This is a genomic window from uncultured Cedecea sp., assembly GCF_947498825.1.
Taxonomy (GTDB): domain Bacteria; phylum Pseudomonadota; class Gammaproteobacteria; order Enterobacterales; family Enterobacteriaceae; genus JGM124.
Map to the genome: position 1 here is coordinate 1 of NZ_CANMLV010000043.1, position 10773 is coordinate 10773.

A 10773-nucleotide genomic window follows, 5' to 3' on the forward strand; every position below is an offset into this window, starting at 1 on the left:
TGAACCGCCGTATACGGAACCGTACGTACGGTGGTGTGAGAGGACGGCAGGAGTGATCCTGCCTCCTACTCGATGATAAACAGATTGTCATCCAGACACAAAAAACCTCATTTAAGAGGCTTTGTTTTTCGCATTGACGGAAGAGATATTGTCGTCAGGTTGACGACCTTTCCGGCCGTTAATCTACTATGGATCAATAAGGGAGCGATCGTTAGCCATTGGGCAACGGATATCCTGCTGAGCATGCTTGTCCGTCATTTTAGCTGTAGTCGCATTCTGCGTTGATGTCGTGATGAAGGTCTTCTGTGCGAAGGCTCCCACTGACATGAGAGAGAGAACGGTAACTGCAACAAAGGTTTTGATAGTCTTCATTATCATGTTCCTGTGTATCGTTATTGATTAGGAGATACTGCTGTCCTGATGTGATAGATCATATCGAACATGCTGGTTGAATGAAATTGGAACAATTTGTTCACATTATTCAAAATAATCGACTGATATTGGTTGCAGTTATTTACAGGTAGCTGTCGTACTCCATGGTCCGTCCAAAAGCAAAAAACCTCATTTCTGAGGCTTTTTCTTCTCACATCAGAAAACCGAAATATGACTGCCATCTCTGACGGACTTTCCGGTCGTTCCCTCTGCGACTATTCTTTATTTATTCAGCTGCGCGGTCATGTGTACGCGGTCGTTAACGATAGCGCTGGTAATTTTATAGTTAGCACCTTGTTCAGCCGCTTTGGCTGCAATTTTCGCTTCAGCACTGTCGAGGGTGGATGCGGTAGTACTGATACTTTGTGCAAAAGCACCTGCAGACATCAGAGAAAGAGCAACAACTGAAACAAAAGTTTTGATGGTTTTCATGGTCATATTCCTGTGTGTCATTATTCATTGGAAGGCGCTGTTGGCCTGATGTGATAAATAATAGCGGGGTGCGTGATTCAAAGAAATCAGGAATATTTGCTTATATTGTTCAAAATAATAGATTGATGTGCGTAATGATTATGCACATCTCTCCTCTGAAATGAGGCTGCGAGTAGCCTGTTTGAACAACCAACCGCCAGTGCACAGAGACGTGACGTTTCTTTTGCTTGCTCAAGACTCACCTCTTTGCCCACCAGTCCGACCACCATCCGGACTGACAGCCAAAGCATACTGAGCTGGAACTACTGTGTCCTTGTAGAATACGTGGGGCATTTCCAGCAATAAACGGATTAACAGCCTGTGTTACAGGTCGATTATTTATTCTAAATACATCTGCCACGCCATTTATCTCACTAAATATCAAATAAACATTCTTACTGCACAATAGACAAGTAAGAGAGCCAGTATTATGTTAACTACTCGTCCGTGACGTTGAAATACAGGCTGGAATAAATGCCCTGCTAATGCCCAGATAAAGTTACCGATACATCCAATCAAAGCCAGCAGCAAACTCACAGTAATCACATTGTGTACTTCATGGGTATAAGGCAATACAAATGTAGAAAGTGCGGTAATACCGTAAAGAATAATTTTAACATTAACAAACTGTAGCCAGAAACTTACCCAAAAACTCAGCGGTTTTTCATTATTAGATGAAGATGGAGGCTGGCTATTAGCGATACGCCATGCCAGCCACAGAATATAAGCTGTCCCTGCCCAAGTCAGCCACCCTGTCATTGCTGGCAGTATGCTTATCAGTGTGAACGTAAACATGGCGCATAGCAGCATAATAATAAGAAAGCCTGTGCACATGCCGGCCAATACTCTGAGGCTACGCTGGAAACCATGCTGATTGACAGAACTTAATGCAAGAATATTGTTAGGCCCGGGTGTCAATGCGGTAATCAATGTGTAAGTCAGAAATCCTGCGATAATCGTTGATGTCACTTGTTTTCTCCTTATTTTTTCAACATATTAACGCATCAAAAAACAACAAAATAATGAATGTTATGAATGTGTTTATTTCATAATTTTGATGTATTGAAGGGGCTACTAATGGATTTACGTCGTTTTGTGACGTTTAAAACAGTGGTTGAAGAGGGTTCTTTTGCTAAGGCCGCTCAAAAACTGTATTGCACACAGTCAACGGTTACCTTCCATATCCAGCAACTGGAACAGGAACTCGGTGTTCAGCTGTTTGAGAAGATAGGTCGCCGGATGATAGTGACGCCTGCCGGGAAAAAGCTGTTACCGGAAGTTCATGAATTAACTCGTGTGTTGCAAGGAATAAAGCAGTTAGCTCAACAAGATGCTGAGCTTTCAGGCGATCTAAGGGTGGTGGTAGGTGAAACGCTACTTGCTTATAAAATGCCGGCTGTTCTTCAACGCTTCAGGATAAAGGCCCCACAAGTACGTATCTTTTTACAGTCAATGAATTGCTATGCGATACGTGACGCTTTACTGTCAGATGCCGCTGATCTGGGGATCTTCTATCGGGTTGGTAAAGATGAATTGCTCCATATGGAAAATCTAGGCGAGCAATCTCTTGCTCTTGTTGCTTCGCCTTTATGTGAAGACTTTGATTTTACGCAAACATCTCAGCATATTCCGATGAGTTTCATCATTAATGAGGCCGAATGCATATTCCGGCAGATTTTTGAAAGCACCCTACGGGAGCGTCATATTACTCTTGAAAACACCATTGAACTCTGGAGTATTGAAAGTATAAAAAAATGTGTAGCAAGTAATCTCGGTATATCCTTTTTGCCTCGGTTTACGGTTGAAAATGAATTACGGTCTGGAATGCTGAAAGAGTTGCCGTTCTCTCATGATCCCTTAATTATTACGGCATTATATGCACACCATATAGACAGAACAGTTAGCCCGGCGATGAAAGTGTTTGCTGAGTGTATGCATGAATGTTTTTCATGAAAATATGAATATAAGAAGAGAGGTCTTATTATCCTCTCTTCTTGATAAAAGCAGGAACCTATAGCGACAGTCACACCTGACATGTATTCCCTGTCGCTAAGCGTTAAACATATCCCATCATCTCTAATAAACGTTGTGCCTGTTGTATCGCTTCCTGGCGATGACTGACGCCCATTTTCTGATACAAATTGCGGATATGCGTTTTAATGGTGGTGGCGGCAACATCCAGTTCTCCGGCGATTTGCTCATTACTGTAACCGGAATAAATTAACCCTAAAACCTGCCACTCACGCTGAGTTAATGGGCTGGTGCGGATTAATTCTGGCACTTGCGGGTGGGTGAGTAACTTGTCGACAAATATCTCATCAAAATGGGCAAATTTATGGCGATGATGCTGATTAATGTCTCGGAGGATACGCTGAGCACGGTGTTGTTCTAATTCAGGTAAGGCATTTAGCTGAATCAGTTGTCGTAGCTGTTGTGCCATGCTCTCACCTTCAATTACAAAGTGACTGATAAAACCGGTACGATTCGCTAATGACAGTGACTCAATTAACGCTTTTTGTGCCTCACTTTTACGGTCAGTTTGCCCGTAAAGGATATTACTTAATAATAAGTTACGATTGAGATCGCTGGTCAAACGTAAACGACGAGCATTCTCGTTAAGTTCATCAAGGATCACTTCCGCTTCATTATAACGGCCCAGCATTATCTGGATGCGGGCAATATTACGCCATTGTCCCTGTAAAAAGTGGTTATCAGCCATGCCGGGTTTCTCTGCATCACGTAACCAGTTGGCAGCCGCGACTTTATCTCCGGTCATCTGCCAGTGAATAATCCGCGGTTTATCCGCATTGGTTTTCCAGTCAAGGTGATACTGGCTGTCGTGTTGTAGCTCCTCACAGCGCTGAATATACATATTGGCATTATCCAGATCACCACGTGCCAGTGAACATTTTGCCAGCATGGCCAGGCACTGCAATTGCTGGCGTGGATGGTAATTAGCCAGGATCTCAATACCCTTACGTGCCGCCTCTTCTGCTTCATCCAGCCTTGACCATGACCAGAGTATCTGGGAACGAATTCTCAGCAAGAATTCATGCATCGGTAACTGTTCAAGATGTTGCTCATGAATGAGTTCAAAGGCTTTATCTTGAGTTTCATAAGCTGCTTGCAGGTATCCTTGTGCAATCAGGATCTCACTTTGCTGTAATAACGCCCATAAAGCATAGTGATAGACTTCATGTCGGCGAGCCATTTGCTCCGTCTGCTGCATCATCGGCAGGGCTCGGCTCAGCTCGCCTTTGCAATGGTGAACTTCTCCGGTAACCGAAGTCGCGACAATCCGGCTATAGAAATTATCCATCGGGAGTACTTTTAGCGCCTCTGCAGCCAGAAGCTCTGCTTCGTCTGGTTTTCCGGCATTAATCGCTACTTGAGCACGTAACGCATTGAATTCAGCCTGCATAATCTCATCGACAGGAATTTTCCGGTCTTGCATCGCAGATTCTGCATGTTCAAGCAGGGTATTAACTTCACCATAGCGGTGCTGGCTTTGTGCCAGCCAGGCTTGCAGTAATGCCAGTTCAGAGTTTTGTACCAACAGAGAGTTGGGCAGGGCATTCAGGCATTGTTCGAGCAGCGTTAGTTCACTGTGGTTAAACAGGGTCCAGGCATGTTGCAGCAAGATATCGCGTAACATCGCGACATCACCAGAGGCCAGTGCGTGGTGAATGGCCTCTGCAGGATAACCGAGTGCCATCCAGCCTTCAGCTGCGGCATGGTGTAATTCCGGGAGCTCAAGAGCCAGCTCCCACTGGCAGCGCTGGCGTAAGAAAGCGGCAAACAATGGGTGAAAACAGAACCACTCCCCGCTGTCATTCATACGATGAATAAATAATCCCTGCCGCTCCAGCTCTTCCAGGCGTTGCTGACCATTATCCTCACCTGTCAGACGAACAATCAATGAATCGTTCATGGAGCGGAGGACTGAACAACGCAGCAGGAAGGTACGGGACTCGCTATCAACCTGATCTAATACTTCGTCAACCAAATAGTCTGATAAATGGCTGGCATTCAATCCTGCCAGACGTTTTGCCGATTTTTGCGCCGAAGAGTTAGGCTGTTGCGAGGACAGGGCTATCAATTGCAATGCGGTTGCCCAGCCTTCTACTTCATCACAGAATCGGCTGCTATCACCTTGCTCTAATGGTACAGACAGGCGACGCTCAAAGAACAGCTGTGCTTCCTGGTGATTAAACGCCAGCTGTTGCATGCCTAATTCGCGCAACTGATCGCGCACTCTCAGGTTAGCAATACCCAGTGGGGGTAAGGTGCGGGAGAGCAGGACTAAAGATAGGTTTTCCGGCTGATGGCGCAGAAAAAATCGCATCGCTTTATGAATATCGTCATTGGTAATCAGATGATAATCGTCGATAACCAGATAAAGCTGACTTGGCCAAGTGGATAATTCAATAAATAATTGCGAGAACAGCGCGGAAAGGCTGGCGTACTGATGCTTTTGACTCAGGGCTTCACTTTTACTGCAATGGCCACCCGTTGCTGACTGGATAGCAGCAATCAGATAGCTGGCAAAGCGTTCCGGTTGATTGTCACTTTCATCCAGAGAGTACCAGCCAAGGCCCGACTGTTCGGCGGCCCACTGGGCGATCAAGGTCGTTTTACCATAGCCTGCAGGACAATTTATTAATGTCAGGCGATAGTCTGCGACATCAGATAACTGAACCAGCAAGCGGTCACGTATCACGGTATTTTGTAGCCGTACTGGGCGGCTCAGTTTTGATGGGATCAGCATACTGTGTCCGGTTTGAAAGGGGGCCGGTGAAAAGAGAGCTTGGCTCGTATTATGTCAAGTTGTATTGAGGTATTACAGGCATCCATTAGCGTAATTATTTTTTAGTCCTGGGGCTAACGACCGCGACTAAAATCCACAGGCGATCATAACCGCTGTTCGTCGAGTTATACGAGGGCAGCGCCCAATTTTTCAGGGCCGATATTTTATCTGTGTGCATCGGCAGACTGTATTTAGTGGTTATAGGTTACTCGAACTGTTTAGGCTATATCTTAGTGTAATGCAAATATTGTTTCATATGGTTGTAAGTTGCTTCAGGTCACAGTTTTAGCTACGCCCTAGGACTCATCCCCAGCTAAGCCTTTGCCGGGATGATGTTGTTATCTGCACACATGGCAGGATAAAGATAAAATTACCCCATTCACAGAATAGAGACCCCCTATGCCACAGCCTATGCTTAAAAAGGACGACTTTCTCGCCGCGCTGACACGTCAATGGCAGCGTTTTGGTTTAACTTCTGCGCAGCAAATGAATCAGCATCAATGGTGGGAAGCTGTAAGTGCGGCACTTGCCGAGCAGCTTGCAGCACAACCCGCACCCACTAAAGTTAAGCAAGTACAGCGCCATGTTAACTACATTTCAATGGAGTTTTTGATTGGTCGTTTAACTGCAAACAACCTGATTAACCTTGGATGGTATGAGCAAGTCGAAATGTTACTGGCCGAGCAACAGATTAGCTTAAGCGATCTGCTGGAGCAGGAAACCGATCCGGCATTAGGTAATGGTGGCTTAGGGCGTCTTGCTGCTTGTTTCTTAGATTCAATGGCAACGGTTGAACAACCGGCTACCGGTTATGGTTTAAATTACCAGTATGGCTTGTTCCGTCAGTCTTTTAGTGAATGTAAACAACAGGAAGCACCGGACAACTGGCATCGTGAGAGCTACCCGTGGTTTCGCCATAATGCAGCCCTGGCTGTAGATGTTGGCTTTGGTGGCAAACTGGAAAAACAGGCCGACGGTCGTCAGTTATGGCGTCCTGACTTTAGTATCCGCGGTGAAGCGTGGGATTTACCGGTACTTGGTTTTCGCAATGGCGTCACCCAGCCATTACGTTTATGGCAGGCAACTCACCAGCACCCGTTTGATTTAACTCATTTTAACGATGGTGAGTTCCTGCTGGCAGAACAGCAGGGCGTTGAGGCTGAAAAACTGACCAAAGTCTTATATCCCAATGATAACCATCTGGCAGGTAAGCGTCTGCGCTTGATGCAGCAATACTTCCAGTGTGCCTGTTCTGTCGCCGATATCTTGCGTAAACATCACGAAGCAGGGCGTAAATTAGCTGAATTGCCAGACTATGAAGTGATCCAGCTAAATGATACTCACCCAACTATCGCTATTCCTGAAATGCTGCGCGTGCTGCTTGATGAGCACCAGTTAGACTGGGATGCTGCCTGGGCTATTACCAGTAAAACCTTTGCCTATACCAACCATACACTGATGCCTGAAGCGCTCGAGTGCTGGGACGAAAAGCTGGTGAAAAGTTTACTGCCACGTCATTTTGCCATCATTAAACAGATCAATGCGCAGTTTAAGAAACTGGTTGATAAACAGTGGCCGGGAGATGACAAGGTATGGGCTAAACTGGCAGTACACCATGATAAGCAAGTACGAATGGCAAATTTATGTGTCGTCAGTGGTTTTGCGGTCAATGGTGTGGCGCAGCTGCATTCTGATTTAGTGATTAAAGATTTATTTCCCGAATACTATCAATTATGGCCAAATAAATTCCATAACGTGACCAACGGAATTACCCCTCGTCGCTGGCTGAAGCAGTGTAACCCGGCTCTGTCCGCGTTGATTGATGACTCGCTCAAAGTTGAGTGGGCGAATGATTTGGATGCACTGGCAGGCCTTGAGTCTTTCGTTAACGATAAAGCTTTTGCACAGCGCTATCAGCAAATTAAATATGACAACAAGGTTAAACTGGCTGAATACGTTAAGCGTGTAATGGGTATAACCATTAATCCGAATGCTATCTTTGATGTGCAGATCAAACGCTTACATGAATATAAACGCCAGCATTTGAATCTGTTGCATATTCTTTCATTGTATCGCCAGATTCGCGATAACCCGAATATTGACATGGTTCCGCGTGTTTTTCTGTTTGGGGCGAAAGCCGCGCCAGGTTATTATTTAGCCAAAAATATCATTTATGCGATTAATCAGGCTGCTGAAAAGATCAACAATGATCCTGTTGTTAAAGACAGACTGAAAGTGGTCTTCATTCCTGACTATCGCGTCTCTGTTGCTGAATTGATGATCCCTGCCGCGGATGTCTCTGAGCAAATTTCAACGGCCGGCAAAGAAGCTTCCGGTACCGGGAATATGAAACTGGCACTCAATGGAGCCTTAACTGTTGGCACGCTGGATGGCGCTAACGTCGAGATTGCTGAACAAGTGGGTGATGAGAATATCTTTATTTTTGGCAATACCGTTGAGCAAGTAAAAGCTATTCTGGCTAAAGGCTATCAGCCTAAAACATATCTGAAAAATGATGCCCATCTGAAGAGTATTCTCGACGAACTGGCCAGTGGCGCATTCAGTAATGGCGATAAGCACGGCTTTGATATGATGCTGAATAGCTTGATTGAGGGTGGCGATCCGTATCTGGTATTGGCTGATTTTGCTTCATATTGTGATGCACAGAAGCAAATCGACACCCTGTACCGTGATAAAGATGAATGGACGCGTCGTACAATTCTTAATACTGCTCGGGTAGGGATATTCAGTTCAGACCGTTCAATTCGCGATTATCAGCAGCGAATCTGGCAAGTAAAACGTTAAGGAGAGGACTGCATGGGTCGTCAATCTCTTGAGAATGCAGCAACCCTGGCCGGGATATCTGCCAGTTATATTAATGCGCACGGGAAGCAGCAAGATATTTCCTCGGAAACTAAGCGGCAATTACTGGCAGCTATGGGAGGAGTTGAGACGTTCCATGAACCTCAGACCGAACAAGCGCCATTACCAAACGTGAAAATTTTTACGTCTGGTAGTCCAGTACAGTTGCTTATTTCTGGTTCTGGTGATTATCACTGGCAGTTGTGTACAGAAAAAGGTGAGTCGTATCAGGGGCGTATTAGTGCCCAAAAAACGCTCACCTTAGAGGTTTCTTTACCGCAGGGTTATCACCGTTTAGTTCTGGAACAGGGATTAAAACAGTGGCAGTGTTCAGTCATTGTTGCCCCAAAACGCTGCTATGAATCTAATGCATTGCTGACCGGGAAAAAACTCTGGGGCGCTTGTGTGCAGCTCTATACCCTGCGTTCTGAACATAACTGGGGTATTGGTGATTTTGGTGATTTAAACCAAATGCTGGAGCAGGTTGCAGAACGTGGTGGGTCTTTTATTGGTCTGAATCCTATTCATGCTTTGTATCCTGCTAATCCGCAAAGTGTCAGTCCCTATAGCCCGTCATCCAGACGCTGGTTGAATGTGATTTATATCGACGTTAATAATGTGGATGAGTTCCGGCAAAATGAAGCGGCTCAGGCATGGTGGCATCAGCCAGAAACCCAGGCGACGCTTGCCAGCGCCCGGGCCAGCGAATGGGTAGATTATCCGCAAGTTATGGGGCTGAAGTTAACCGCGCTGCGTCTGGCATTTCCTTCATTTATCGCCCGTGAGGCGACAGATGTAAGGATGCAGGCATTTCGACATTTCGTTGAGCAAGGCGGCAGTAGTCTGCATCAACAGGCGGCATTCGATGCGCTGCATGCGCACCTCAGCCAAAACGATCCCATGATGTGGGGCTGGCCTGTCTGGCCGGAACAATACCGTGATGGTCATAGTCATGCGGTAGAAGCATTCTGTCATGAGCATGCAGAGGAGGTGAATTTTTACCTGTGGTTGCAGTGGCTGGCAGCCAGTCAGTTTGATGACTGTTTCCGTGTCTGTCAGTCACGCAGTATGCCGGTTGGTCTGTATCGTGACTTGGCTGTCGGTGTGGCGGAAGGTGGCGCTGAAACTTGGTGCGATCGCGAGTTGTATTGCCTGAAAGCGTCTGTGGGCGCCCCGCCGGATATCTTAGGCCCCCTGGGGCAGAACTGGGGATTACCACCGATGGATCCGCATGTCATGGAAGCCCGCAGCTATCAGCCTTTTATTGATTTGCTGCGCGCAAATATGGCCAGCTGCGGTGCATTACGTATTGACCATGTGATGGCCTTATTACGTCTTTGGTGGATACCTTACGGACAGACTGCCGATAAAGGCGCTTATGTAAAATATCCTGTGGACGACCTGATTGCGATATTAGCCCTGGAAAGCCAGCGCCATCATTGCATGGTGATTGGCGAGGATTTAGGCATTGTGCCGACAGAGATTATCGGCAAACTGCGTGACAGCGGAGTGTATTCCTACAAAGTTCTCTATTTTGAACATGACAGTGAGAACCAGTTCCGCGCGCCACAATCGTATCCGGTGCAAGCCATGGCGACTATCACTACCCACGATTTACCGACACTGCGCGGCTACTGGCAAAGTGATGATTTAACGCTGGGGAATCAACTGGGGCTATATCCTGATCAGGAAATACTGGCCCAGCTTTATCTGGATCGGGAGCAATCCAAGCAAGGCTTGCTGGAAGGGCTGCATCAGTATGACTGCGTGCCAGATAGCGTGGGTCTTAAAGCCTCTTTACTGGCAATGAGTCCGGTGCTTAATCACGGCTTTCAGCATTATATTGCCGACAGCGCCAGTGCATTATTAGGCCTGCAGCCTGAAGACTGGCTGGATATGGCAGCCCCGGTCAATATTCCGGGCACTACTGATGCTTATCCAAACTGGCGACGTAAACTGACGCTCAGTCTGGAAGAGATGTTTGCTGATAAGCAAGTCAATCTCTTATTACAAGAAGTGGATAAGCGGCGTAAGAAAGTCTCTGCAGGATAACCTGAGGGGTTTTTAGCTTACCCACTCAGACACTAAGAAAGGGGGTCTTTCACTGAAAGATCCCCTTTTTCCATGGTGCGCCGGGCATGGCGCGTAGCGCCTTGAACGGCGCTGTCCGTTGACCGTGGTGGTTAACAGATGACTTGGAG

7 protein-coding genes are annotated in these 10773 nt (G+C 46.4%); 3 read left to right on the forward strand and 4 right to left on the reverse strand.

What is annotated here, in order from left to right; translation table 11 throughout:
* Positions 1–186: 186 nt before the first annotated feature.
* The 3 genes from Q1A40_RS22540 to eamB all read right to left on the reverse strand — a co-directional run bounded on the left by Q1A40_RS22540 (position 187) and on the right by eamB (position 1872).
* The gene (locus Q1A40_RS22540) at positions 187–372 is read right to left on the reverse strand and encodes a hypothetical protein (protein WP_300005940.1); all 186 of its coding nucleotides are present in this window, start codon (positions 370–372) and stop codon (positions 187–189) included.
* Positions 373–654: 282 nt separating this feature from the next.
* The gene (locus Q1A40_RS22545) at positions 655–864 is read right to left on the reverse strand and encodes a YdgH/BhsA/McbA-like domain containing protein (protein ID WP_300005943.1); all 210 of its coding nucleotides are present in this window, start codon (positions 862–864) and stop codon (positions 655–657) included.
* Between the two features lie 420 nt (positions 865–1284).
* The gene (eamB, locus tag Q1A40_RS22550; RefSeq protein WP_300005946.1) at positions 1285–1872 is read right to left on the reverse strand and encodes a cysteine/O-acetylserine transporter; all 588 of its coding nucleotides are present in this window, start codon (positions 1870–1872) and stop codon (positions 1285–1287) included.
* Between the two features lie 108 nt (positions 1873–1980).
* Between eamB and Q1A40_RS22555 the strand changes: the two genes are divergently transcribed.
* The gene (locus Q1A40_RS22555) at positions 1981–2856 is read left to right on the forward strand and encodes a LysR family transcriptional regulator (RefSeq protein WP_300005948.1); all 876 of its coding nucleotides are present in this window, start codon (positions 1981–1983) and stop codon (positions 2854–2856) included.
* 103 nt (positions 2857–2959) lie between these two features.
* Here Q1A40_RS22555 and malT read toward each other — a convergent pair whose 3' ends face one another.
* Entirely contained in the window at positions 2960–5671 is a 2712-nt protein-coding gene (malT, locus tag Q1A40_RS22560) for an HTH-type transcriptional regulator MalT (protein WP_300005951.1), read from the reverse strand.
* A 438-nt stretch (positions 5672–6109) separates the two neighbouring features.
* Between malT and malP the strand changes: the two genes are divergently transcribed.
* On the forward strand, positions 6110–8515 hold the full coding sequence (gene malP / locus Q1A40_RS22565; protein WP_300005954.1) for a maltodextrin phosphorylase: 2406 nt from the start codon (positions 6110–6112) through the stop codon (positions 8513–8515).
* A gap of 12 nt (positions 8516–8527) precedes the next feature.
* Complete coding sequence (gene malQ / locus Q1A40_RS22570; RefSeq protein WP_300005957.1) at positions 8528–10624, forward strand: 4-alpha-glucanotransferase; 2097 nt, start codon at positions 8528–8530, stop codon at positions 10622–10624.
* The last annotated feature ends 149 nt before the right edge of the window (positions 10625–10773 follow it).